Below are 23,576 nucleotides of genomic sequence, written 5' to 3'. Positions count from 1 at the left end.
GTTTGGTCTCGACGCCCGGGAAAACCTTCCGGCGCGGCCGGTCAGGCCTTGGTTTCGTCCTCCGGGCGCGCGTCCACACCGGCTTCCTTCCGCTGCTCCGCCGTGATCGGCGCAGGAGCGGCGGTGAGCGGGTCGTAGCCGCCACCGGTCTTCGGGAAGGCGATGACGTCGCGGATCGAGTCCGTGCCGGCCAGCAGCGCGACCACCCGGTCCCAGCCGAACGCGATGCCGCCGTGCGGGGGCGCGCCGTACTTGAACGCCTCGAGCAGGAAGCCGAACTTCTCCTCGGCGTCCTCGCTGCTGATGCCCATCACCTCGAAGACGCGCTTCTGGATGTCGTCGCGGTGGATACGGATCGAGCCGCCGCCGATCTCGTTGCCGTTGCAGACCATGTCGTAGGCCCACGCCAGCGCGGTGCCCGGCTCCTGGTCGAAGGACTCCAGGTCCTGGGGGCTGGTGAACGCGTGGTGCACGGCCGTCCAGGCGCCCGCGCCGACGGCGACGTCACCGGCGGCCGTGGCGTCGTCGGCCGGCTCGAAGAGCGGCGCGTCGACGACCCACAGGAAGCTCCAGGCGTCCTCGTCCAGCAGACCGGTACGACGGCCGATCTCCAGGCGCGCCGCGCCCAGCAGCGCGCGGCTGGACTTCACGGCACCGGCGCCGAAGAAGATGCAGTCCCCCGGCTTCGCCCCGACGTGCGCAGCCAGCCCGGCCTTCTCCTCGTCGGTGATGTTCTTCGCGACCGGTCCGGTCAGCTCGCCGTCCTCCTGGACCAGCACGTAGGCGAGACCCCGCGCGCCGCGCTGCTTGGCCCACTCCTGCCACGCGTCGAGCTGCTTGCGCGGCTGGCTGGCGCCACCGGGCATCACCACGGCGCCGACGTACGGGGCCTGGAAGACGCGGAACGGGGTGTCCTTGAAGTAGTCCGTGCACTCGACGAGCTCGAGGCCCATCCGCAGGTCCGGCTTGTCGGAGCCGTAGCGGGCCATCGCGTCGGCGTAGGTCATCCGGGGCATCGGCAGCGGGAGGTCGACGCCGATCAGCTTCCACAGCGCGGCCGCGATCTCCTCGCCCAGGGCGATCACGTCGTCCTGGGTCACGAAGCTCATCTCGATGTCGAGCTGGGTGAACTCCGGCTGCCGGTCGGCGCGGAAGTCCTCGTCGCGGTAGCAGCGGGCGATCTGGTAGTAGCGCTCCATGCCGGCGACCATCAGCAGCTGCTTGAACAGCTGCGGGCTCTGCGGCAGGGCGTACCAGCTGCCCGGCTTCAACCGCGCCGGGACGACGAAGTCGCGCGCGCCCTCGGGCGTGCTGCGGGTGAGCGTGGGGGTCTCGATCTCGACGAAGTCGTGCGCGTCGAGAACGGCGCGAGCGGCCCGGTTGACCTTGCTGCGCAGGCGGATCGCGTTGCCGGGCTCGGAGCGGCGCAGGTCGAGGTAGCGGTGCTTGAGCCGCACCTCCTCCCCCACGTCGACGTGGTCGCTGATCGGGAACGGCAGCGGGGCGGCCGCGCTGAGCACCTCGACCTCGGTGGCGACGACCTCGATCTCACCGGTGGCGAGGTTGGGGTTCTGCATGCCGTCCTTGCGGGCGGTGACCTCACCGGTGACCTTCAGGCAGAACTCGGCGCGCAGGCTGTGAGCGACCGCCTCGTCGCGGATCACGACCTGCACCACGCCGCTGGCGTCGCGCAGGTCGATGAAGGCCACTCCCCCGTGATCGCGCCGGTTGGCCACCCACCCGGCGAGGGTGACGGTCTGGCCGGCGTGCTCGGCGCGCAGCGCGCCGGCGTCCTGGTTGCGGATCACGGAGTTTCCCCTTCAGAGGTGGTGGTGGTGACGACCTGCGGTCGCAGGTCCTGGTGCGGAGGCTGCCAGGTCGCCGGATCGGCCGCGACCTGGTTTCCGGAGCGGATGTCCTTGACCTCGCCGCCGAACCAGACGTACGGGATGCCACGCCGCTCGGCGTGACGGATCTGCTTGCCGAACTTGGCCGCGCTCGGCGCGACCTCGCACGGGATGTCGTTGCCGCGCAGGGCGGCGGCGATCGCGTCGGCCTCGCTGCGCGTCTCCTCGTCGGTGACCGCGACCAGCACCACGCTCGGCACGGAGCGGTCGGCGGTGAGCACGCCGCGCTGCACGAGCGGCACCAGGACGCGGCTGACGCCCAGCGAGATCCCGACGCCGGGGTACGTCGTGCGGCCGTCGGTGGCGAGCGCGTCGTACCGGCCGCCGGAGCAGATCGAGCCCAAGGACTCGAAGCCGTCGAGGCGGGTCTCGAAGACCGTGCCGGTGTAGTAGTCGAGGCCACGGGCGATCGAGAGGTCCGCCTCGACCCGGGTGGTCGCCGTGGCGAGCGGGGCGCAGGCACGCACCAGCGTGGCGAGCTCGTCGAGCCCCTCGTCCAGCAGCTCGTGCTCCACGCCGAGGGCACGGACCTGGGCGACGAACGAGTCGTCGGCGCTGCGGATCGTCGCCAGCGCGAGCGCCTTGTCGGCCTGGTCCTCACCGATGCCCGCCTCGGTGAGCAGCAGCTCGCGCACCTTGGCCGGGTCGAGCTTGTCGAGCTTGTCGACCAGGCGCATGACCTCGTCGATGCCGTCGCCGTCGATGCCCAGGCCGGCGTAGAAGCCCTGGATCAGCTTGCGGTTGTTGACCTGGAGCCGGAAGCCCGGCAGGAAGGTCAGCCGGGAGAGCGCCTCCAGCATGACCCGGGCGACCTCGACGTCATGGTGGAAGGGCAGCGTGTCCCGTCCGACGATGTCGATGTCGGCCTGGGTGAACTCGCGGAAGCGGCCCTCCTGCGGGCGCTCGCCGCGCCAGACCTTCTGCACCTGGTAGCGGCGGAAGGGGAACTCCAGCTTGCCGGCGTTCTCCAGCACGTAGCGCGCGAAGGGCACCGTCAGGTCGAAGTGCAGGCCGATGCCGGCGTCCTTGCTGCCCTCCTCGTGGAGGCGGCGCAGGACGTAGACCTCCTTGGAGGTGTCCCCCTTGCGCAGCAGCTGGTCCATCGGCTCGACGGCGCGGGTCTCGATGTTCGCGAAGCCGTGCAGCTCGAAGGTGCGCGCCAGCGTCGCGACGACCTCCTGCTCGACGTGGCGCTGGGCAGGCAGGAGCTCGGGGAACCCGCTGAGCGGGGTGGGCTTGGCCATCACAGACCTCGGGTCACCCGTCCGGCGTCGCCGGAGTCGAGCAGGTCGAGCAGGAACGGGTTGGTCGCGCGCTCGCGGCCGATCGAGGTCTGCTCGCCGTGGCCGGGCAGCACGACCACGTCGTCGGCGAGCGGCAGGACCTTGCTGGCGAGCGAGCGCAGCATCTTCTGGTGGTCGCCACCAGGCAGGTCCGTGCGTCCGATCGAGCCCTGGAACAGCAGGTCGCCGGAGAACATCACCTCGGAGATGTCCGGTCCCTCAGGGGCGTCCCAGGGGGTGCGGAAGGTGACCGAGCCCTCGGTGTGACCCGGGGTGTGGTCGACGACGAAGCGCAGCCCGGCGAGCTCCAGCGAGGCGCCGTCGGCCAGCTCGGCCACGTCGTCGGGCTCGGTGAACTCGTAGTCGCCGCCGAGCAGCATGCTCGCGCTCTCCTTGGAGATGCCGGCCATCGGGTCTGTCAGCAGATGGCGGTCGCCGGGGTGGATCCACGCCGTCGCCTCGTAGGCGCCGGCCACCGGGGTGACCGACCACATGTGGTCGATGTGGCCGTGCGTGAGCAGCACCGCGACCGGCTTGAGCCTGTGCTCGCGGACCACGTCGGCGACGCCCGGTGCGGCGTCCTTGCCGGGGTCGACGACCACGCACTCGGAGCCCGGTCCGGTGGCCGCGACGTAGCAATTGGTGCCCCACGGTCCGGCGGGGAAGGCGGCGATCAGCACCGACCCAGCCTATCGGCCGGGGAACCTTTGATTAGCATGGGCCACTGTGACTACCTCTGACTGGGGCCGCGTCGGCGACGACGGCACCGTCTACGTGAAGACAGCCGACGGCGAGCGAGCGGTCGGGCAGATGCCCGACGCCTCACCGGAGGAGGCCCTGGCGTTCTACACCAAGCGCTACGACAACCTCGCGCTGGAGGTGGACCTGCTGCACAAGCGAGTGCTGACCGGCGTTCTCTCCCCCGAGGAAGCCGTCTCCTCGGTCAAGCTGGTGCGCGAGCAGCTGGACGACGTGCACGCCGTCGGCGACCTGCCCGCGCTGAGCCGCAAGCTCGACGAGCTGGGCCCGGTCATCGCCACCCAGCGCGACGCCCGCCGCGCCGCCAAGGCCCAGCGCGTGGCCGATGCCCGTGGTGCCAAGGAAAAGCTCGCCGACGAGGCCGAGAAGATCGCCGGCGGCCGCGACTGGCGCAACGGCGCCAACCGGCTGCGGGAGCTGCTGGAGCAGTGGAAGCAGCTCCCCCGGATCGACAAGGCCGCCGACGACGAGCTGTGGAAGCGGTTCTCATCGGCCCGCTCGGCGTACACGAAGGCGCGCAAGGCGCACTTCGCCGAGCAGGACGAGCGCCGCGAGGGCGCCCGCGTGATCAAGGAGCGTCTGGTCACCGAGGCAGAGGCCCTCGCCTCGTCGACCGAGTGGGGCCCGACCTCGGGCCGCTACCGCGACCTGATGCGCGACTGGAAGGCCGCCGGCCCCGCACCCAAGGCCGTCGACGACGCGCTGTGGCAGCGCTTCCGCGGCGCCCAGGACACCTTCTTCGGCGCCCGGGACGCGGCCAACGCCGCGCTCGACACCGAGTTCGCCGCGAACGCCGAGGTCAAGGAGGCCCTGCTCGTCGAGGCCGAGGCGATCCTCGCCCCGCTCGCCGAGACCGGTGACCTCGCCGCAGCCAAGAACGCCTTCCGCGACGTCGCCGAGAAGTGGGACGCGGCGGGCAAGGTCCCGCGCGACCGGATCAAGGACCTCGAGGGCCGCATGCGCGCCGTCGAGCAGACCATCCGCAAGGCCGAGGACGAGCAGTGGCGCAAGTCCGACCCGGAGAAGTCCGCGCGTGCCGACGACATGGTCTCCAAGCTCGAGTCCGCGATCGCCGAGGCCGAGGCCAAGCTCGAAGCCGCGCGCTCGCGCGGTGACGAGAAGAAGGTCCGCGAGCTCGAGGAGAACCTCGAGGGCCGTCGTTCCTTCCTGGAGATGGCGCGCCGGGCCTCGGCCGAGTTCAGCTGAGGCTTGCAGGGATCCCCGCCTCAGCGGGGATCCCTGCAACGCCGATGTCAGTGGGTGACGCGGTAGGCGTCGAAGACGCCGGGCACCGAGCGCACCGCCGCGAGGACGGTGTCGAGGTGCTTGGCGTCGGCCATCTCGAAGGTGAAGCGGGACTTGGCCACCCGGTCGCGCGAGGTCGTCAGGTTGGCGGACAGGATGTTCACGTGCGCGTCGGAGAGCACCATCGTGATGTCCGAGAGCAGCCGTGAGCGGTCCAGCGCCTCGACCTGGATGTTGACCAGGAACGTCGACTGACCGGTCGGGGCCCACTCGACGTCGACCAGCTTCTCCGGTTGGGAGAGCAGGCTCGCGGCGTTCGTGCAGTCCTTGCGGTGCACCGACACCCCGCCACCCTTGGTGACGAAGCCGAGGATGGTGTCCGGCGGCACCGGCGTGCAGCACTTGGCGAGCTTGACCCACACGTCGGGCGAGCCGGTGACGATGACGCCGGCGTCGCCGCTGGTGGGACGGCGAGGACGTCCGCGGCGACCCGTGATGGTGACCGCCTCGGCGAGATCCTCCTGGGCGCCCTCGTCGCCGCCGTGGAGCTCGATCACCTTGCGGACGACGCTCTGCGCACCGAGGTTGCTCTCGCCCACGGCGGCGTAAAGCGCCGTCACGTCGGCGAGCCGGAAGGCGCCGGCGACCAGGGACAGCGAGTCGTGGGTGAGCAGCCGCTTGAGAGGCAGGCCCTCCTTGCGCATGAGCTTGGCGATCTCGTCCTTGCCGCGCTCGATCGCCTCCTCGCGCCGCTCCTTGGTGAACCACTGGCGGATCTTGGAGCGGGCACGAGGCGACTGCACGAAGTTCAGCCAGTCGCGCGAGGGTCCCGCGCCCTCGGCCTTGGAGGTGAAGACCTCGACCACGTCGCCGTTCTCCAGCGTGGACTCCAGCGGCACCAGGCGGCCGTTGACCCGGGCACCGATGGTGCGGTTGCCGACCTCGGTGTGCACGGCGTAGGCGAAGTCGACGGGGGTCGAGCCGGACGGCAGCGCGATCACGTCGCCGCGCGGGGTGAAGACGTAGGTCTCGGCCTGGTTGATCTCGAAGCGCAGCGACTCCAGGAACTCGCCCGGGTCCTCGACCTCGCTCTGCCAGTCGAGCAGCTGGCGCACCCAGCTCATGTCGTCGAGGTCGCCCGGCTTGTCGGTGTCGTTGCCGGCGCGGCCGTCCTCCTTGTACTTCCAGTGCGCCGCGACGCCGTACTCGGCCCGCCGGTGCTGGGCGAAGGTGCGGATCTGCATCTCCACCGGCTTGCCCTGCGGACCGATCACGGTCGTGTGCAGCGACTGGTACATGTTGAACTTCGGCATCGCGACGTAGTCCTTGAACCGGCCCAGGACCGGGTTCCAGCGGGAGTGCAGGACACCCAGGACGCCGTAGCAGTCCCGGTCCTCCTCCACGAGGATGCGGATGCCGACCAGGTCGTAGATGTCGGAGAAGTCGCGGCCCCCGACGATCATCTTCTGGTAGATCGAGTAGTAGTGCTTCGGCCGGCCGGTGACGGTCGCCTTGATCTTCGCCTCGCGCAGGTCCTTCTCGACCTGGGTGATCACCTCGGCGAGGAAGGAGTCCCGCGAGGGCGCCCGCTCGGCGACCATCCGCACGATCTCGTCGTAGATCTTCGGGTGCAGGGTCGCGAACGCGAGGTCCTCGAGCTCCCACTTGATGGTGTTCATGCCCAGCCGGTGGGCCAGCGGAGCGTAGATGTCGAGGGTCTCGCGAGCCTTGCGCTCCTGCGTCGACGGTTTCACGAAGCGCAGCGTGCGCATGTTGTGCAACCGGTCGGCGAGCTTGATCACGAGCACCCGGATGTCGCGGGACATCGCCACGATCATCTTGCGGATCGTCTCGGCGTTGGCCGACTCGCCGTAGACGACCTTGTCGAGCTTGGTCACCCCGTCGACGAGCAGCGCCACCTCGTCGCCGAAGTCGCGACGACACTCGTCGAGGGTGTACGGCGTGTCCTCGACGGTGTCGTGCAGCAGCGCGGCCACCAGGGTCGGCTCGGTCATGCCGATGCCGGCCAGGATCGTGGTCACCGCGAGCGGGTGGGTGATGTAGGGGTCGCCGCTCTTGCGCTTCTGCTCCGCGTGCAGTCGCTCGGCGGTGAGGTAGGCCCTCTCCAGCAAGGCGAGGTCGGCCTTCGGGTGGTTGGCGCGGACCACCCGGAACAGCGGCTCGAGGACCGGGTTCGACGCCTGGGACCGACTGCCCATCCGGGCCAGACGCGCCCGCATGCTGCGCCCGCCGGTGGGCTCCGGGACGACCGTCGGCGGGGCGGGCTCCACCCGCGGCTCCGCGCGGGGTGGGGTGCGCTCCTCGGTCATTGCCCCAGTCTAGTGATGCGCCCGAGCGGTCAGAGCGTCAGGAGCGCCGAGGCCGGTACGTCGCCGAGGTGCTGCCGTCCGTCGAGGAAGCCCAGCTCCATGAGGAACGCGAAGGCGGCCGTGCTCCCGCCGCACGCCGTGACCAGCTCGTCGGTCGCGCGGGCCGTGCCCCCGGTGGCGAGGACGTCGTCGATGACCAGCACCCGCTCCCCCGGCGCCACGGCGTCCTGGTGGACCTCCAGCACCGCCTCGCCGTACTCCAGGGAGTAGGCGACGCGATGGGTGTCGTGCGGCAGCTTGCCGGCCTTGCGGACTGGCACGAAGCCGACCCCGAGCGCCAGCGCGACGGGGGCGGCGAAGATGAAGCCGCGCGCCTCCATGCCGAGCACCTTGTCGACCACGGTCGCGCCGCTCGCGTCGCGGCCCGCCTCGGCGAGGCCCTCCACCACGGTGGCGAAGCCCTCGGCGTCGGCGAGCAGCGGGGTGATGTCCTTGAAGACGATCCCGGGCTCGGGAAAGTCCGGGACGTCGCGGACCAGCCGGGTCAGCGCCGCGACCGCCCGTTCGGTCGCGGGCGCCTGACCCACGACTACTTCTTCCCGCGCTTGGAGCGGGTCTGGCGCTGCGGCTGCTTGCGGCCCGCGCTGCCGCTCTCGTTGACCGGGCGCGAGGCGGTGGGCACGTTGCGCCCCTTGCCGACCGCGTCCTGCGACCGGGTGCGGGCCGGCTGCTCCTCGAGCGTGACCTCGCCGTCCTCGGCGAGCTCGGCCGGGTCGTCGAGGTCGTGGGCGTCGCGGGGCACGACGGCCTCGTCGTCCTTGAAGACCGGCACGGCGGCGTAGCGGTCGGCGAGGGCGCGCTGCTTGGCCTTGGCCCGACGGGCCTGTGCCTGGACCTCGGTCTCCTGCATCTTCAGGTGCACGAGCACGCGCGGCGCGAGCATCACCGAGGAGTAGACACCCACACCCATGCCCACGAACTGCGCGAGCGCGAGGTCCTGCAGCGAGCTGGCACCGAGCTGGACGGCGCTGACGTAGAGGATGGCGCCGATCGGGATGAGCGCGACGATCGAGGTGTTGATCGAGCGCACCAGGGTCTGGTTGACCGCGAGGTTGGCCGCGTCGGCGTACGACTGGGTGCTCTTGCGGAGCTGGCCGGTGTTCTCCTTGATCTTGTCGAACACCACGACCGTGTCGTAGAGCGAGAAGCCGAGGATCGCGAGCAGGCCGGTGACCGCCGCGGGCGTCACCTGGAAGCCGGACAGCGCGTAGACGCCGACGGTGAGCACGACGTCGTGGATCAGCGCGACGAGCGCGGCCACCGACATTCGCCACTCGCGGAAGTAGGCCCAGATGAAGAGCACCACGAGGACGAGGAAGATGCCGACACCGGTGAGCGCCTTCTTGGCAACCTCCTGGCCCCAGCTCGGGCCGACCTGCTGGATCGAGATCTTGCCCTCGCTCACCTGCGGGAAGGTGTCGCGCACGACCTCGTTGACCGCGGCGCGCTGCTCCTCGTTCAGGCTCTCGACCTGGACCGTCAGCGAGGAGTTGCCCTCGGTCGTGACGACCGGGTTCTCGGCGTTCTCGAGCTTGGCGTCCGCGATCGCGGACTGCAGCTTGTCGGCGTTCTTCTGGCTGGCGTTGCCGTCTCCGACGTCGACCGACAGCGAGGAGCCACCGGTGAACTCCACGCCCATGTTGAGGGGCTTGATGAAGAGCACCGCCACGGCGAGCCCGACGATGACCGCGGAGATCGCGTAGAAGAGCCAGGGGCGGCCGACGAAGTCGACGGACTTGCGACCTTGGTAGAGGTCGTTGCCCAGGCGGGACATCTTGCCCATCAGCGGCCACCTCCCGTGCTCGCGGTGCGCGACTTCGCCACGTCCATGCCGAGTGTCTCCTTGCTGAGCCCGGACAGCTTGTGCCCGGAGTTGAAGGCGTGGAACTGGGCCAGCCACGAGACCATCGGCTTGGTGAACCAGAACAGCACCGCGAGGTCGATCAGGGTGGTCAGGCCGAGCGCGAATCCGAAGCCCTTCACCGCGCCGGTGGCGAAGATGTAGAGCACCAGCGCCGAGAGGATCTGGACCGTGTTGGCCGCGACCCGGGTGACCCGCGCGCGGGCCCAGCCGGTCTCGACCGCGACCCGCATCGACTTGCCCTCACGCATCTCGTCGCGGATCCGCTCGAAGAAGATGACGAACGAGTCCGCGGTGATGCCGACGGCGATGATCAGCCCGGCGATGCCGGGCAGGGTCAGCGTGAAGCCGGCCGTCTCGCTCAGCAGCAGGACCATCGCGTAGGTGATCGCGGCCGCGACGAACAGCGAGCTGACCACCACCAGGCCGAGGCCGCGGTAGTAGAAGAGGCAGTAGAGCATCACCAGCACGAGGCCGATCGCACCGGCCGTCAGGCCGGCCTGCAGCTGGTTGCCGGCCAGCGACGGACCGATCTCCTCGACCGACGTGCCCTGGTCGTCGAACTTGATCGGCAGGGCACCGAACTTCAGGCTGTTGGCGAGGTCCAGCGCCTCCTGCTCGGTGAAGTCACCGGTGATGCTGGAGCGACCGTCGGTGATCACCGCGGTCATCCGCGGGTCCGAGATGACCACGCCGTCGAGCACGATCGCGAACTGCTCCTCCGTGCCTTGGAAGGCCCGCGAGACGGTCTCGAAGTCGGTGGCCGCGCCGGCGGACCCCTTCGGGCGCGCCTTGTCCTTGCTGTTGCCCATCTCGATGCTGACCTGCCAGCCGACACCGTTCTGCGGCGTGCCGGCGGAGGCGTCGTCGAGCTCGGTGCCCTCGATGACCGAGCGGCTCAGGAGGTACTTGCCGGAGGGCCGGTCCTTCTCGGGCTGCGAGCAGGCGACCAGCGGCTTGTCGGGATCGTCCACGACCTCGGCCGGCTTGCCGTCGGTGGCGTTGAGGAGCTGGCCCTTGGCGTCGCAGGCGTACTTCGCGAACTCGGCGATCGAGGCCTGGTCTGGCTGGCGGGACCACGCGATGGCGTCCTCGGCGGTGAAGGCCTTGTCCTTCGTGTCGCCCGTGCCCGGAGTGGCGGTGTCGCTGGGCGTCGCCGAGCCGCTCGGCGTGGCGGTCGGGCTACCGGACGTGCTGGGCGTCGCGGACGGCGTACCGGTCGGGTCGTCGTCGACCGCGCCGGACAGGTCGAGACCGGGCCGGCCGAGGCCGCCCATCGAGCCGGTGTCCGAGCCGGGCAGGCCGGTGCCGGCGCCGGCGGCGCAGGCGGCGGGCTTGCCGTCCGAGCATGCGACGAGGCGGAAGCGCAGCTGCGCCTGCCGCTTGACGGTGTCCTCGAGCTGGCCACGGTCCTTGGTCTTGCCGGGGACCTCGACGACGATGTTCTTGCTGCCCTGGGTGGTGACCGCGGCCTCGGCGACACCGGAGCCGTTGACGCGCTGGTCGATGATCCGCCGCGCCTCGTCGAGGTTCTCCTTGGTCTGGTCCTTGTCGGCGCTCAGGGTGATCCGGGTGCCGCCCTGGAGGTCGAGGCCCAGCGCGGGCTTCCACGGCGTCTTGTCCTTGTCGTCGCCGCTCTGCGAGAGCGCGGTGAGGCCGTAGAGCACGGCCAGCGCGAGGAAGAAGATGATCAGGTTGCGCCCGGGGCGCGGACGGCGCGAGGCCATGCTCAGCGCTCCTCTTCGTCGTCAGGGGTGGGGTCGACGGGCGCGTCGTCCTCCAGGTGGTCGCGGCGTACCGAGGCGACCGCACCGCGGACGACACGGATCGCCACGCCCGGCGCGATCTCGACCTCGAGGTGCTCGTCGGTCTCCCCGACGATCGTCCCGAAGATGCCCGAGGTCAGCATGACGCCGTCGCCGACGGACAGCTCGGCCTGCAGCTGCGCCGTCGCCTTCCGCTGACGTGAGGCAGGGCGGATGATGAGCAACCAGAAGATCGCAGCGATCGCCACGATCGGCAACAGCTGTGCAGCGTCTTTCACCGACAAACCTCTCCAGCGGGGCACGGAACAGCGCCGCACCAGCGGTCGCAGGGCGGGCCGTCGGGAAGTGTAGCCAGCGACACCAGTCCGGGCGCGATCCGCACCGTCCTCCGCGCGTCAGTCCTCGAAGAGGGTGGGTCCCCCGGCGTCCTTCGGGTACGCCGGCGGGGCCAGTCCCAGGTGCGTCCATGCCGCCGGCGTGGCGATCCGCCCGCGCGGCGTGCGCGCGAGGAACCCGTTGCGGACCAGGAAGGGCTCGGCGACCTCCTCGACGGTCTCCCGCTCCTCGCCGACGGCGACCGCGAGCGTGGAGACGCCCACCGGTCCCCCACCGAACCGGCGGCAGAGCACGTCGAGGACCGCCCGGTCCAGGCGGTCGAGGCCCAGCTCGTCGACCTCGTAGAGGTCGAGCGCCGACTGGGCGACGCCCCGGGTGACCGTGCCGTCGGCACGGACCTGGGCGTAGTCACGGACCCGGCGCAGCAGGCGGTTGGCGATGCGGGGCGTGCCGCGGGAGCGACCGGCGATCTCGCTGGAGCCCTCCGGGGTGAGGTCGACGCCGAGCAGGCCGGCCGAGCGGCGCACGATCAGGTCGAGCTCGTCGGGCTCGTAGAACTCCAGGTGGGCGGTGAACCCGAACCGGTCGCGCAGCGGCCCCGGCAGGAGGCCGGCGCGGGTGGTCGCGCCCACGAGGGTGAACGGCGGGATCTCCAGCGGGATGGCGGTGGCGCCCGGCCCCTTGCCGATCACGACGTCGACCCGGAAGTCCTCCATCGCCAGGTAGAGCATCTCCTCGGCAGGGCGCGACATCCGGTGGATCTCGTCGACGAAGAGCACCTCGCCCTCGTTCAGCCCGGAGAGGATCGCGGCGAGGTCGCCGGCGTGGGTGATGGCCGGACCGCTGGTGATCCGCAGCGGAGTGCCCATCTCGTGGGAGATGATCATCGCCAGCGTGGTCTTGCCCAGGCCGGGCGGGCCGGAGAGCAGCACGTGGTCGGGCGCCCTTCCCCGCTGCTGCGCGGCCTCCAGCACCAGGCCGAGCTGGTCACGCACCCGCGCCTGGCCGACCACCTCGTCCAGCGTGCGCGGGCGCAGCGCGGCCTCGACCGCGCGCTCGTCGCCCTCGGCCTCGGCTGCGGTCAGCGAGCGGAAATGGGTCTCCTCGGCGGCGGCGAGCTCGTCCTCGTGGAAGGGCACGACGGATCAGGCCTTGGAGAGGCTGCGCAGCGCGGCGCGGAGCAGGGCACCGACGTCCGGCGAGCCGTCGGCCTGGTCGGCGACCGCGTCCACGGCCTTGTCGGCGTCCTTGGCGTTGTAGCCCAGTCCGACCAGGCCCTGGTGCACCTGCTCGCGCCACGCAGCGCCCGCGGCGGCGGCGCTGCTGGCGACCGTGCCGGTGGGGGCGCCGATGCGGTCCTTGAGCTCGAGGATGATCCGCTGGGCGCCCTTCTGGCCGATGCCAGGGACCTTGGTGAGCGTCTTGACGTCGTCGGAGGCGATCGCCGTCCGGACGCCGTCGGGGCTGAGGACCGCGATGATCGCCTGGGCGAGCTTGGGCCCGACGCCGGAGGCGGTCTGGACCAGCTCGAAGATCGTCTTCTCCTCCTCGTCGGCGAAACCGTAGAGGGTGAGGGAGTCCTCGCGCACGATCATGCTCGTCGGCAGGGTGGCCTGCCGGCCGGTGCGCAGCTGGGCGAGCGTGCCCGGCGTGCACATCAGCTCGAGGCCGATGCCACCCACCTCGACGACGGCACTGGACAGCGTCACGGCAGCGACGGTGCCGCGGACGAACGCGATCATCGGACTCCTCCGGGGGTGCGGGAACGGGTCGGCCGGGCAGCGGCGAGCGCGGCGTCGATGCGCGCCTGCGCACCACCGCGCCAGATGTGGGTGATGGCGAGCGCCAACGCGTCGGCGGCGTCGGCCGGCTTGGGCGCCGCGTCCAGGCGCAGGATCCGGGTGACCATCGCACCCACCTGCGCCTTGTCGGCACGCCCGTTGCCGGAGACGGCGGCCTTGACCTCGCTCGGGGTGTGCAGCGCCACCGGCAGACCGCGCCGGGCGGCGCAGACCATCGCGATGCCCGCGGCCTGCGCCGTGCCCATGATCGTGCTGACGTCGGAGCGCGCGAAGATCCGCTCGATCGCGACCGCCTCGGGCCGGTGCTCGTCGAGCCAGGCGTCGATGCCGCGCTCGATGGTCACCAACCGCTCCGGCACCGCCACCTGGGCCGAGGTCCGTACGACGCCCACGTCGACCAGGCTCAACGGCCGGCCGAGCGATCCGTCGACCACGCCGAGGCCGCAGCGGGTCAACCCCGGGTCGATCCCGAGCACGCGCACGTCGTCACCTCTCGTCCGAACATCTGTTCGGACCTACCGTAGACGACGCCGAGCCGCTGAGACCCCGCGACACGTCGAGCGATCGACGAGCTCAGGAGCAGATCCATCCAAGCCGATAGGCGAACCGGCGGACGCGACGAGAGGGGCGGCAGACCGCCGACCATTCCTCTCGCCGCGCCTCAGCGCCGGTTCACAACGCGGTCGTCACCAGATGGTGCCGCCGCACGAGCTGTCGACCGCTTGATTGAGGGTGAACTTGACCGTCAATCCACCAAAGCCGCGCCTGATGTTCGCCTCCCTCATGACGTGCCAACCGCCGTCCTGGATTGCCGAATAGGTGCTGTAGGTCGCCGTGGGCGCGACGCCGTAGTCATTGACCCAGATCTTCCCGCCGGTCCGACCGTTGTCCTCGATCTTGTACTCGATCCGGTAAATGGTCATCTTGTCCGCCGAGTGCGTGACGCTGATGGTTGCGGTCTGTCCATCAGCCACGCATGTGTACTTGGTGTTGCTGGCAGCGAAAGCGGGAGTTGCCGGTAGTGCAACGCTCGCAACAACTGCGGAAAGAACGACTGCAGCACGTTTCCAAACCACGATGCCCCCTGTGCGTTGGCTGGGCGTGACGCCCGAGAATGAATGGGGGGTCACATTAACAGCCTTCCGAAGGCACTGCCGCGAGAGATCTGCGGCATGTCAGTCAGACACAGCCGGACATGACGCGCTCCGGCGTACCTCACTCCTCGATCTGGTCGAGGACCTCGTCGGGGATGTCGGCGTTGGAGAAGACGTTCTGCACGTCGTCGAGGTCGTCGACCGCGTCGACGAGCTTGAAGACCTTGCCCGCCGCGGTCGGGTCGGCGACGGGGATGTCCATCGAGGCCACGAACAGGACGTCGGCGGACTCGTAGTCGATGCCGGCTTCCTGCAGTGCGGTCCGCACGGCGACGACGTCGGTGGCCTCGGACTGCACCTCGAACGCCTCGCCGTGGTCGTTGACCTCCTCCGCACCGGCGTCGAGGGTGGCCTCGAGGATGTCGTCCTCGGAGACCTCCTTGTCCTCCTGGGACTTCGCGACCACGACCACGCCCTTGCGGGTGAACAGGCGCGACACCGAGCCGGGGTCGGCCATGGTGCCGCCGTTGCGGGTGACCGCGGTGCGGACCTCCATCGCGGCGCGGTTGCGGTTGTCGGTGAGGCACTCGACGAGGAGCGCGACGCCCTGGGGGCCGTAGACCTCGTACATGATCGTCTCGTAGTCGACGCCGCCGCCCTCGAGGCCGCCGCCGCGCTTGACCGCGGAGTCGATGTTCTTGTTGGGGACCGACTGCTTCTTGGCCTTCTGGATGGCGTCGAAGAGGGTGGGGTTGCCGGAGGGGTCGGGGCCGCCCATCTTCGCCGCGATCTCGATGTTCTTGATCAGCTTGGCGAAGAGCTTGCCGCGCTTGGCATCGATCGCGGCCTTCTTGTGCTTCGTGGTCGCCCACTTGGAGTGGCCAGACATCTACGTCCCTCTATCTACCTCGACGACTTCCGTGCTGCCGCAGCAGCGCGGACAACTCTATCCGGCGACCAGGTCGAGGAAGACCCGGTGCACCCGGCCGTCCCCGTCGACCTCGGGGTGGAAGGAGGTCGCCATCAGGTGCCCCTGCCGTACGGCGACCGGGTGACCCGCGGCCTCGGCGAGCACCTCGACGTCCGGGCCGGTCGCCTCGACCCAGGGGGCGCGGATGAAGACGGCGTGCACCGGGTCGGCCAGCCCCGCGAACGGCAGGTCGGCCTCGAAGGAGTCGACCTGGCGGCCGAAGGCGTTGCGTCGCACGGTGACGTCGAGCCCGCCGATGGTCTCCTGGTCGGCGGTGCCGCCCTCGATCCGGTCGGCGAGCAGGATCATCCCGGCACAGGTGCCGAAGGTCGGCATCCCGCCGGCGATCCGCTCGCGCAACGGGTCGAGCAGCTCGAACGTGCGGGCCAGCTTGGCCATCGTGGTCGACTCCCCGCCGGGCAGCACCAGGCCGTCGCAGCCGGCGAGCTCGGCAGGCCGTCGTACGGCGAAGGCGTCGGCACCGAGGGCGGTCAGGGTCTGCAGGTGCTCCCGAACGTCACCCTGGAGGGCGAAGACTCCGATGGCTGGCACGCCGGAGAACGTTACGGGATCGCGCAGTTCTTGTTGCCGTTGCCCGAGTAGTTGGCCGGGTTGGACAGAGCGGACTCGACGCCGCCGATCACCGCGACCAGGCGGAAGGTGCCGGCCTCGTTGTTGATCGACTGGGTCTGGCCGTTGCGCACGTTGCCCGCGAAGGTCGTCGGCGTCCGGAGGCTGCCGCCCCCGCCGTAGTAGAGCTTGAAGGAGTCGGGGTTGCCGGCGCCGGCCCAGGTCCACGTCAGGTTGTAGGGGTTGTTGCCGTTGATCGGGACGCAAGCCGTGATCACGGGCGTCGGCTGGACGGCGAAGGCGGTCGTGAGCGTCGCGCTGTTGCCGGCGACGTCGGTCGCGGTGAACGTCGCGGTGTACCCGCCCTGGGTCATCAGCACGGCGGACAGGTTGTTGGTGCGGTACTGGCTGCCGGACACGAGGAGCATCGTCTGTGCCGAGCAGCCGTTGCCGGCGATGAAGGCGGTGCCGTTCCAGCACGTCAGGACGCCGTTGTTGGTGCGGACCAGCTTGACGGTCACCGTGCTCACTCCTGAGCCGCCGGTGTCCGTGGCGTTCACGCAGATCTGGCCGAAGCCCGCGCCGCTGTCGGCGCAGTCGAGACCGCCCCAGGTGGTGGCACTCGCACCGTCGGCAGGGAGCGGGTTCGAGAGCACGGGCGGCGTGGTGTCGCCGCCGGTGGCGGTGATCGTGGCGTTCGCGGTGGCCGAGTCGCTCCACAGCGCCCCGGTGGGCGAGAACGGCGCCAGACCGCTGGCGCCGATCGCGCCACCGATCGTCAACGCGGAGACCGCGCCGACCGCGATGGCGGCGTGACGCCGCCCGGCAGGGGCGCCGGGACGCGGGCCCTGGGGGCGGAAGCCGAGGAAGATCGAGCCGACGACGAGCAGCCCGCCGAGCAGGAGGCCCACCGGCGTCGAGGCGGCGCTGAGCACGTAGCCCGCCTTCGGTACGCCGAACGCGACCCGGTCCGCCGTGCGCACGGCGTAGGTCTCGGTGTCGGGGGCCGGGTTGGTGTCACCCTGCAGGCGGAGCAGCGCGCGACCGTCCTCCGCACCGGAGATCGCGACGACGCGGTGGGTGACCCGGCCGCCCTGCGCGCTCTCGACGCTGACGACGTCACCGACGCGCAGCTCGCTCGCCGGGACCTTCCGGGCGATGCCGAGCGCCCCCGCGTCGTACGACGGGCTCATCGAGCCGGACTGGAAGACGAGCGGCGTCACGTTGAGCAGCCAGCCCGCCAGCAGGGCGAGCAGGCACAGCGCGCCGAGGGCGCCGCCGGTCCACAGGACGAGCTCGCGGGCGATGCGCTGGGTGCGGGTCATGAGACCACCTGCGTCGCGGAGAAGGTGAAGGCGATGTTCGAGGTGGCGCCGCTGGTGACGCCGCTGCCGGCCGGCAGGCTCACCTGGACGCACAGGTCGTGGTAGGGCGTGGCGGCGCTCGAGGACAGCTGTCCCGGCGCTCCGTTGTAGCCGTTGAGGTCGGCGTTGGCGGTGCCGACGACGGTGCCGCCGGTGCAGGTCGTCCCGCTGACGGTCCCGCCGTTGCGCACGGTGACCTTGAGCGCGCCGCCGAGGGTGCCGCTGGCGGTGGCGGCGATCGTGTACCCGAAGGTCAGCCCGCCGATGCTGTTGTTGCGCACCCGCAGCACCTTGGCCTGGGACTCACCGGCGACGGCCAGGCTCCCGGTCAGCGCGGTCCACGCGTAGGTCTCGGGCTTCACCCGGTTGTTGGTGGCGAGGTCGATGTGGATCGTGCCGGACTGCACGGTGGTGCCGGTGGCCTGCGTCCCCGCGCTCCAGTACGCCGAGGTGCCGACGGCCCCGACGCCGACCAGGAGGCCGGCGGAGAGCAGGGCGCGGGTGCGGCCGCGTCCGAACCAGCTAGGCACGAGGAGCCACCTCCTCGCGCGAGCGCCGCCGGACGAGCGCGATGCCGCCGCCGATCAGGCCGGCCGCGAGCCAGACGAGGCCGGGCGCGACGGCCGAGCCGGTCGCCGGCAGGCCGCCGTCCTCGACGCCACCGACGGAGCCGTTCCCGTCGCCGTCGCCGCCGCCCTGGTCGATGCCGCCCACGCTGCCGTCCTCCTCGAGGGTGAGCAGCACCCGGAAGGGCACCTGCTGGAGCTGGCGGGTCGAGTCGGGGTCGAAGGTGGCCCGGACCGCCACCTGGGTCTGGGCGTTGCGTGCGATCCTCAGCTCGGTGCGCACGGGCGTCGTACCGGCCTCGACGTCGACCCACGGGCCGCCCGCGACCTGCGCCTCGATGGTGAAGTCGTCGGCCAGCAGCAGGGCGGACGGGTCGGCGGCGAGCACCTGGACGGTGAGCAGGCCGGCCGAGGGGCCTTGGTTCCGGACCCGGAAGGACCGGGTCTCGACGTCACCGGGGACGAACCGGAAGCCGGGGTCGAAGAGCGGCGCGCCGAGGGTCTCGGTCCAGGTCACCCCGTCCTGGCTGAGCCCGATCTCGTCGTCCGCGTGCGCCGGCGCGGCAGCGAGCGCGACCACCGCGGCAGCGGCGGCCCCGATCGAGGCGAGTCGGCGGATCACGATGACGGTCTCCTTGAGGTGCGGATCTTGACGAGGACCAGGACGAGCAGGAGGGCTCCTGCGACGGCCACGACCACGAGGGTGCGGTCAGGCCGGTCCGGGGTGGTGCGGGTGCTGCTGACGACGGGCGGTTGCTCCAGGGGTTCGGCCACCGGGACCGTCGTCCTGAGGGACTCGGTGTCCTGGCTCGTCTCCGTGGGTGCGCGGCGGGTGCGCCGCCGGTCGCGCAGAGCGCCGACGAACATGTACGCCGCGTAGCCCACCAGTCCGGCCGAGACCGCCCACACCGCCCACTGCCGTTGCCGGCCGCTGAGTGCGGTGTTGACGTAGCCGAGGTACGGAACCGAGTACCACAGCCTCCCCCTGACCTGGACCTCCTGCACGGGGTTCCGGTCGGCGACCTGGTTGGCGTCGCCCTGGGTGGTGAGGACCCGCTTGCCGTCGAACCGGTTGCCCGATCCCACGACCCGGTGGGTCACCACGTCGTCCTTGCCGGACTCCCGCTGGTAGGTGATCACGTCGCCGATCGCGATGTCGTCGAACGCGACCGGCTTGACGACCACCAACGTCCCCGGTGGGTACTTCGGCTCCATGGAGCCGGTGAGCACGGTGTACGGCGTCGCGCCGGCGAGCCGCGGTACGAGGACCGCGGCCGCCAGCACGACGACCACACCGAGGATCACCAACCACGCGAGGACCTGACCTATCCAGCCGGCGGTCGCCCGGACCGAGAGAGCCACCGACCGTAGGGATCAGCTGTGGATCTGGTCGATCTGGATGGCGAACTGCGAGAGCGCGCCGGTCAGCGTCTGCGTCGGGTTGAGCGAGCCCGAGTTGAACGTCACGCCGATGACCACGTTGACGACGTTGCCGTCGTTGGCCTCGGTGATGTCGCTCTCGGTCAGGTCCACGCCGCCGACCTTGAAGGAGCTGTCGAGCGTCAGCGCCGAGGCGAGGTCGCCGGACAGCGCCGGGTTCGTCAGGTCGACGGTCGCCCGCAGGTGCTCACCGGTGGCCTGGATCTCGAACTGGCAGGTCTTGGTGAGCTTGTCGCCGGGGACGATCAGGTCCGTCGCCGGGACGTAGGTCTTGTTGGCCACGGTCTCGCCGCTGTCGAACACCCAGTTGGCGTTCGTGCAGGTGTCGTTGATGATCTTCAGCTCACCGGCGGTCACGTTGACCCCGGCGACGCTGGTGTTGGCGCTCCAGTAGGCGAGGGTGCCCGCACCACCCATGAGCAGCACCGCCGCGGAGCCGGCAGCGAGCGCACCCTTCGTCGTCTTCTTCATGATTCTCCAGTCCCCATGCCTGTGTTGTCCCCAGGTGTGGCTGTTTCTCGGTGTGTCGTGAGGCGGGGGTGCCTCGCGATCCACAACGAAGGGAAGCATGGCCAGGCACGGTCGCACCGAGGAATCAGGACTTTCGTCCCGGCAGGGCCGGGACGGCCCGCGTGGAGGGGGTGTCAACACCACTTTTCCGATAGGTCCCTCGGTTCCGCTGGAGCCTCTTGACGCCGTTCCCACGTGCCGCGACGACGGCGGCCGGGGTCAGGCAGCCGAGCACGACGGCGAGCCACCACCAGCGCGGCAGGTCCGGCGCCAGGCCGACCCGGAAGTCTCCGTCGGCGCCAGCGCTGCGCACGTGCACCGAGCCGACCTCGCCGGCGCGCAGCACCACGCTCTCGCCTCCGGCCTCCTCCGCGTGCAGCCGCACGGGCAGCAGCCCCGTGCCGACGTAGGTCGCCCGCGCGCCGGCGCCCGCCGGCACGAAGGCGACCTGCTCGGCACCCAGGAGCGGCCGGTAGACCGCCAGCACCACGCTGACGACGACGGCGCCCAGCACCATCGTCACCGGCAGCCGGCGGTCCCGCCGGACCAGGCCGCGGGCGAGCAGGACCAGCGCGAGGCCCGGCAGGAGCAACGGGGCCGCGACCACCAGCCAGCCCACGCCGGGCCAGGTCGCACGGACCTCACCGACCACGTCCGCGGGATCCGTGCGCCACGGGTCGGGACCGGGCAGGTCGCCCTTCGTGGCCAGGGTGCCGTCGTCGTGGCGGGTCAGGACCCGGTGGCTGTAGGTGCCGCCGGTCGGCGCGCGGAAGGTGATGAAGTCACCGGGCCGGAGCCGGTCGGGGTCGACGTGGCCGACCCAGAGCAGGGAGCCGACGGGCGCCGCCGTCCCCATCGACGGGGACTCCACGTGCACCCAGGTGCCGCCGTCGGCGCGCCAGCCCAGACATCCACCCAGCGCCACGACGGCGACGGCGGCGGCGAGCACGCGGGGCCACCTCATCCGAGCAGCCTCGCGGCGCCCCAGTCGAAGCGCAGCGTCCAGGCGGTGCCGGTGAGCAGCACCCGGTGCGCCAGCGGCACGACGAGCTCGAGCCCCGCGACGTCGGAGTCGTAGCCGCTCGCCACCCGGGCGTACGACGTGGTCAGGGTCTGCGTCGCGCCCGGCCCCGGCGCCGCGGCGGGCATCGCGGGCAGCCACCCGACGCCGGCGAGCTGGTCGATCGGGGTCAGCGCGAACGCCGTCGTCCCGCCGAGGCTCCAGCCCAGACGCACGTGCGCGCACGGCGCTCCGCCGGTGACGTAGGCGATGGCGCCGGTGTGCGTGGCCGTGCTCGCGTCGCCGAGCATCCACAGGTGCTGCGCGCTCGCCAGCGCGCTCGCGTACGACGTCGCCGAGGCACTCGACGCGAGCGCTGCCACCGTCGCCGCGGAGAGCGCGGTCGTGGTCCGGAAGGCACCGGACAGCCGGCCGGTGAAGGAGGCCGGCGGGTCGCCGAGGCCCGACAGCGCGGTGGTGTCGGTCCAGGCCAGGTGCCACCAGGAGTCGCTCAGCGTGCCGATCAGCAGGACGGCGTCGTTGATCGCGTCGGCCTGGGCGCCGTCGACGTACAGCTTGAGGTCGGTGGTCAGCACCTTGCGGTTGACCGTGAGCGCGACATGGTGCCAACGCCCGTCGCGGTAGTCGGTGCCCGATGCCGAGGTCAGCACCAGGATGACCGGCAGGACGAGCACCGGCGTGCCGTCGAGCTTGGCGCGGATGCGGCCGGACCCGTCGAGGTAGAGCGTCGGGTTCGCCCCCGCGCTGGTCGAGGCGACCGGGCTGGCGTTGAGGGACAGCAGCCCACCGCCGCCGGAGCCCAGCGGGGCGCGGAACCACAGTCCGAGCGAGTACGACGACCCGGCCACCAGGGAGGTGGTCGTGGGCACCACGTCCGCGGCGTACTGCGTGCTCCCGTCGAAGCCCGCGGCCACGCCGGTGCCCCACGGGTCCGTGGCTCCGCGGGTCACGCCGTAGCGCGGGAGCATCGGGTCGGTCGCGGTCGCGCTGTCGGCGAAGCGGGCCGGGGCGCACGAGACGACCTGCACCTGCTGGGTGGACGACCCGCTCGGCGTGGTGTTGCGCAGCGTGTCGGCCTGCGTCTGCGTGGAGCCCGTCGAGGGACCGGTCGGCAGCGGCGCGCCCGCGCAGGCGGTGTCCGCCGGTCCGGTGCCGGCACACGTGCCGCTGCCCCAGGCGTGGTCGAGGCTGAGCCGCCCGGTGCGGGCCGTGTCGGTCGCGTTCGCCACCTGGGCCGCCGTCCATCCCGCACCCGCCCCCGGCACCCAGGCCGCGGCGGCCAGCACCACGAGCAGCAGGCCGGTGGCGGCCCGGCTCATGACGCGAGCGTCCAGGTCAGCGGCTGGCTGACGGTGATGTTCTGGGAGGCGACGGCGGCGGCCGCGTTGAGGGCGACGGTGAACCGGCAGGTCCACTGCGCGCCGGCGTTGAGCTCGCTGCCGGTGGCGGTGTGCGCCTTCGTCGCCGTCGGCGGCACGCCGGCCGCGTAGGCCAGGTCGCCCCACACCGAGCCCGCCGCGTACGACGCCCCGGGCGAGCAGCCCACGGCCACCGTGAGCTCGCCGGGGGCCGTGCAGAGGTTGGTCGCGGCCGGTGTCCCCGAGCCCGCGGTGGGGCTCTGCGAGCAGGCGCCCGGCGCGAGCGCGAAGGTCGCGCCGTTGGCCGCGCCCAGGTTGGTGAAGGTGACGTCGACGGTGCGGGAGCCGCCGGGCATCAGCGGGCTGGCGGTGCCGCCGTACTTGTTGATGGTGGCGCAGGTCGCGACGTTGCTGACCTGGTCGCTGGAGCGGCAGGTGCTGGTGCCGTCGGTCTCCGCGAGGACGACCGCCTTGCCGGTCGCGACGGTGTCGGTGTCGTTGCCGAGGACCGCGCTGGTCCACGAGGCGAGCGTGCCCGACGTACCGAGCACCAGGACGACGGCCGCGGCCGCGCCCGCCACGGCGAGGACGGTCCCGCTCCCCCGCTTCTCGCGCCCCGCGCGGTGCTGTCCGGCCATCGCGGGCTCACACGCTGATCTGCCAGGTCAGGTCCTGCTCGGCCGTCTGGCCGGAGAACCGCGCCCCACTGCCAGAGGCCAGGGCCACGGTGAACGTGCAGTCCACCGCGTCGCCGCTCGCCAGGCCGCCGGTGATCGACCGCGCCCCCGCGAACGACGCCAGCGCCACCGGGGCCACGGACAGCACGCTCGACGCGCCGGCGACGCACTCTGCGCCCACGGTGAGCTGGGTGCACAGGTCGTCAGCCGGCAGCGGCGCCTGGCCCTGCCGGAAGCCCGAGTGGTACGTCGCCGCGCACGCGCCGGGCGTCAGGGTGAACGTCGCCGCGTCCGAGGGCCCGGTGTTGGCCAGCGTCACCGTGGTGGACACGCTGTCGCCGGGCTGGAGCGCGGTGGCCCCGGTCGCGGCGGCCCCGTCGTCGCCGTACTTGTTGATGCTGGAGCAGGTCGCGGTGTTGGTCGCGCTGGACGCGGTCGTGCAGGTCACCCCGCCCGGCCCGGTCTCCTCCAGCACGACGGCGCCCGCGCTGTCCGCGGTGTTGTCGTCGTTGCCGATGATCGCCGAGGTCCACGACGACAGCGTCCCGGTGACGGCGAGCGTCAGCAGCACCGCGGCCAGGGCACCACTGAGCGCCAGCAAGCCGGCGCGGCGCCGGGTCGCGGATCGTTCCTCTGTGGTGCTCGTCACACCCCTCT

24 protein-coding genes are annotated in these 23,576 nt (G+C 71.4%); 1 reads left to right on the top strand and 23 read right to left on the bottom strand.

Annotation, left to right across the window (positions count from 1 at the left end; all coding sequences use genetic code 11):
• Positions 1-41 precede the first annotated feature (41 nt).
• The 3 genes from aspS to MRBLML1_RS13085 are packed head-to-tail and all read right to left on the bottom strand — an operon-like array spanning position 42 to position 3,870.
• Complete coding sequence (gene aspS / locus MRBLML1_RS13095; RefSeq protein WP_364516499.1) at positions 42-1,808, bottom strand: aspartate--tRNA ligase; 1,767 nt, start codon at positions 1,806-1,808, stop codon at positions 42-44.
• Entirely contained in the window at positions 1,805-3,151 is a 1,347-nt protein-coding gene (gene hisS, locus MRBLML1_RS13090; protein ID WP_364516497.1) for a histidine--tRNA ligase, read from the bottom strand. Before hisS ends, aspS begins: the two co-directional genes overlap by 4 nt.
• On the bottom strand, positions 3,151-3,870 hold the full coding sequence (locus MRBLML1_RS13085; RefSeq protein WP_364516495.1) for an MBL fold metallo-hydrolase: 720 nt from the start codon (positions 3,868-3,870) through the stop codon (positions 3,151-3,153). The genes hisS and MRBLML1_RS13085 overlap by 1 nt, the downstream gene beginning before the upstream one ends.
• A gap of 46 nt (positions 3,871-3,916) precedes the next feature.
• On the opposite strand from MRBLML1_RS13085, the gene MRBLML1_RS13080 reads away from it, so the two are divergent.
• Complete coding sequence (locus tag MRBLML1_RS13080) at positions 3,917-5,155, top strand: DUF349 domain-containing protein (RefSeq protein ID WP_364516493.1); 1,239 nt, start codon at positions 3,917-3,919, stop codon at positions 5,153-5,155.
• A 47-nt stretch (positions 5,156-5,202) separates the two neighbouring features.
• Here the strand turns inward: MRBLML1_RS13080 and MRBLML1_RS13075 are convergent, their stop codons facing one another.
• From MRBLML1_RS13075 to MRBLML1_RS12980, 20 genes are all read right to left on the bottom strand, one after another.
• Entirely contained in the window at positions 5,203-7,524 is a 2,322-nt protein-coding gene (locus tag MRBLML1_RS13075) for a RelA/SpoT family protein (RefSeq protein WP_414691246.1), read from the bottom strand.
• Between the two features lie 29 nt (positions 7,525-7,553).
• Positions 7,554-8,111 (bottom strand): adenine phosphoribosyltransferase, encoded by a 558-nt coding sequence (locus MRBLML1_RS13070; RefSeq protein ID WP_364516491.1) that lies wholly within the window; start codon positions 8,109-8,111, stop codon positions 7,554-7,556.
• A 2-nt stretch (positions 8,112-8,113) separates the two neighbouring features.
• Positions 8,114-9,367 carry a protein translocase subunit SecF gene (gene secF, locus MRBLML1_RS13065; protein WP_364516489.1) on the bottom strand — a complete coding sequence of 418 codons (1,254 nt, stop codon included), beginning with the start codon at positions 9,365-9,367 and terminating at the stop codon, positions 8,114-8,116.
• Positions 9,367-11,172, bottom strand: a complete 1,806-nt coding sequence (gene secD / locus MRBLML1_RS13060; RefSeq protein WP_364516487.1) for a protein translocase subunit SecD — start codon at positions 11,170-11,172, stop codon at positions 9,367-9,369. The genes secF and secD overlap by 1 nt, the downstream gene beginning before the upstream one ends.
• Before the next feature lie 2 nt (positions 11,173-11,174).
• Entirely contained in the window at positions 11,175-11,489 is a 315-nt protein-coding gene (gene yajC / locus MRBLML1_RS13055; RefSeq protein WP_364516485.1) for a preprotein translocase subunit YajC, read from the bottom strand.
• 117 nt (positions 11,490-11,606) lie between these two features.
• Positions 11,607-12,686: a Holliday junction branch migration DNA helicase RuvB gene (gene ruvB, locus MRBLML1_RS13050; RefSeq protein WP_364516483.1), complete on the bottom strand. Its 1,080-nt coding sequence runs from the start codon at positions 12,684-12,686 to the stop codon at positions 11,607-11,609.
• A gap of 6 nt (positions 12,687-12,692) precedes the next feature.
• Positions 12,693-13,289: a Holliday junction branch migration protein RuvA gene (ruvA, locus tag MRBLML1_RS13045; protein ID WP_364516480.1), complete on the bottom strand. Its 597-nt coding sequence runs from the start codon at positions 13,287-13,289 to the stop codon at positions 12,693-12,695.
• Positions 13,286-13,831, bottom strand: a complete 546-nt coding sequence (gene ruvC / locus MRBLML1_RS13040) for a crossover junction endodeoxyribonuclease RuvC (protein WP_364516478.1) — start codon at positions 13,829-13,831, stop codon at positions 13,286-13,288. The genes ruvA and ruvC overlap by 4 nt, the downstream gene beginning before the upstream one ends.
• Before the next feature lie 204 nt (positions 13,832-14,035).
• A complete protein-coding gene (locus tag MRBLML1_RS13035) occupies positions 14,036-14,323 on the bottom strand; it encodes a hypothetical protein (RefSeq protein WP_364516476.1) in 288 nt (95 codons plus the stop codon).
• A gap of 241 nt (positions 14,324-14,564) precedes the next feature.
• A complete protein-coding gene (locus MRBLML1_RS13030) occupies positions 14,565-15,332 on the bottom strand; it encodes a YebC/PmpR family DNA-binding transcriptional regulator (protein ID WP_364516474.1) in 768 nt (255 codons plus the stop codon).
• A gap of 57 nt (positions 15,333-15,389) precedes the next feature.
• Entirely contained in the window at positions 15,390-15,965 is a 576-nt protein-coding gene (pdxT, locus tag MRBLML1_RS13025; RefSeq protein ID WP_364516471.1) for a pyridoxal 5'-phosphate synthase glutaminase subunit PdxT, read from the bottom strand.
• An 11-nt stretch (positions 15,966-15,976) separates the two neighbouring features.
• Positions 15,977-17,308, bottom strand: a complete 1,332-nt coding sequence (locus tag MRBLML1_RS13020) for a signal peptidase I (protein ID WP_364516469.1) — start codon at positions 17,306-17,308, stop codon at positions 15,977-15,979.
• Positions 17,305-17,877, bottom strand: coding sequence for a SipW-dependent-type signal peptide-containing protein (locus MRBLML1_RS13015; protein ID WP_364516467.1), 573 nt, complete (start codon positions 17,875-17,877; stop codon positions 17,305-17,307). The genes MRBLML1_RS13020 and MRBLML1_RS13015 overlap by 4 nt, the downstream gene beginning before the upstream one ends.
• The gene (locus MRBLML1_RS13010; RefSeq protein WP_364516464.1) at positions 17,870-18,535 is read right to left on the bottom strand and encodes an LPXTG cell wall anchor domain-containing protein; all 666 of its coding nucleotides are present in this window, start codon (positions 18,533-18,535) and stop codon (positions 17,870-17,872) included. The genes MRBLML1_RS13015 and MRBLML1_RS13010 overlap by 8 nt, the downstream gene beginning before the upstream one ends.
• Positions 18,532-19,275 carry a signal peptidase I gene (locus MRBLML1_RS13005; RefSeq protein WP_364516462.1) on the bottom strand — a complete coding sequence of 248 codons (744 nt, stop codon included), beginning with the start codon at positions 19,273-19,275 and terminating at the stop codon, positions 18,532-18,534. Before MRBLML1_RS13005 ends, MRBLML1_RS13010 begins: the two co-directional genes overlap by 4 nt.
• 12 nt (positions 19,276-19,287) lie before the next feature.
• On the bottom strand, positions 19,288-19,824 hold the full coding sequence (locus tag MRBLML1_RS13000) for an alternate-type signal peptide domain-containing protein (RefSeq protein WP_364516460.1): 537 nt from the start codon (positions 19,822-19,824) through the stop codon (positions 19,288-19,290).
• 124 nt (positions 19,825-19,948) lie between these two features.
• Positions 19,949-20,827, bottom strand: a complete 879-nt coding sequence (locus MRBLML1_RS12995; protein ID WP_364516458.1) for a hypothetical protein — start codon at positions 20,825-20,827, stop codon at positions 19,949-19,951.
• Entirely contained in the window at positions 20,824-22,203 is a 1,380-nt protein-coding gene (locus MRBLML1_RS12990) for a LamG-like jellyroll fold domain-containing protein (RefSeq protein ID WP_364516456.1), read from the bottom strand. The genes MRBLML1_RS12995 and MRBLML1_RS12990 overlap by 4 nt, the downstream gene beginning before the upstream one ends.
• The gene (locus MRBLML1_RS12985; RefSeq protein WP_364516454.1) at positions 22,200-22,880 is read right to left on the bottom strand and encodes a hypothetical protein; all 681 of its coding nucleotides are present in this window, start codon (positions 22,878-22,880) and stop codon (positions 22,200-22,202) included. Before MRBLML1_RS12985 ends, MRBLML1_RS12990 begins: the two co-directional genes overlap by 4 nt.
• Before the next feature lie 7 nt (positions 22,881-22,887).
• Positions 22,888-23,568, bottom strand: coding sequence for a hypothetical protein (locus MRBLML1_RS12980; protein ID WP_364516452.1), 681 nt, complete (start codon positions 23,566-23,568; stop codon positions 22,888-22,890).
• Positions 23,569-23,576 lie beyond the last annotated feature (8 nt).

It is taken from the genome of Nocardioides sp. LML1-1-1.1 (assembly GCF_040676175.1).
Lineage (GTDB): Bacteria > Actinomycetota > Actinomycetes > Propionibacteriales > Nocardioidaceae > Nocardioides.
This window is presented reverse-complemented; position numbering and strand designations above follow the sequence as displayed.

Coding starts and splice junctions, on each gene's coding strand:
- hisS (WP_364516497.1), bottom strand. CDS start 3,151: ATGGCCAAGCCCACCCCGCTCAGCGGGTTCCCCGAGCTCCTGCCTGCC.
- MRBLML1_RS13075 (WP_414691246.1), bottom strand. CDS start 7,524: ATGACCGAGGAGCGCACCCCACCCCGCGCGGAGCCGCGGGTGGAGCCC.
- secF (WP_364516489.1), bottom strand. CDS start 9,367: ATGGGCAAGATGTCCCGCCTGGGCAACGACCTCTACCAAGGTCGCAAG.
- secD (WP_364516487.1), bottom strand. CDS start 11,172: ATGGCCTCGCGCCGTCCGCGCCCCGGGCGCAACCTGATCATCTTCTTC.
- ruvA (WP_364516480.1), bottom strand. CDS start 13,289: ATGATCGCGTTCGTCCGCGGCACCGTCGCTGCCGTGACGCTGTCCAGT.
- MRBLML1_RS13030 (WP_364516474.1), bottom strand. CDS start 15,332: ATGTCTGGCCACTCCAAGTGGGCGACCACGAAGCACAAGAAGGCCGCG.
- MRBLML1_RS13020 (WP_364516469.1), bottom strand. CDS start 17,308: ATGACCCGCACCCAGCGCATCGCCCGCGAGCTCGTCCTGTGGACCGGC.
- MRBLML1_RS13000 (WP_364516460.1), bottom strand. CDS start 19,824: ATGAAGAAGACGACGAAGGGTGCGCTCGCTGCCGGCTCCGCGGCGGTG.
- MRBLML1_RS12995 (WP_364516458.1), bottom strand. CDS start 20,827: ATGAGGTGGCCCCGCGTGCTCGCCGCCGCCGTCGCCGTCGTGGCGCTG.
- MRBLML1_RS12990 (WP_364516456.1), bottom strand. CDS start 22,203: ATGAGCCGGGCCGCCACCGGCCTGCTGCTCGTGGTGCTGGCCGCCGCG.
- MRBLML1_RS12985 (WP_364516454.1), bottom strand. CDS start 22,880: ATGGCCGGACAGCACCGCGCGGGGCGCGAGAAGCGGGGGAGCGGGACC.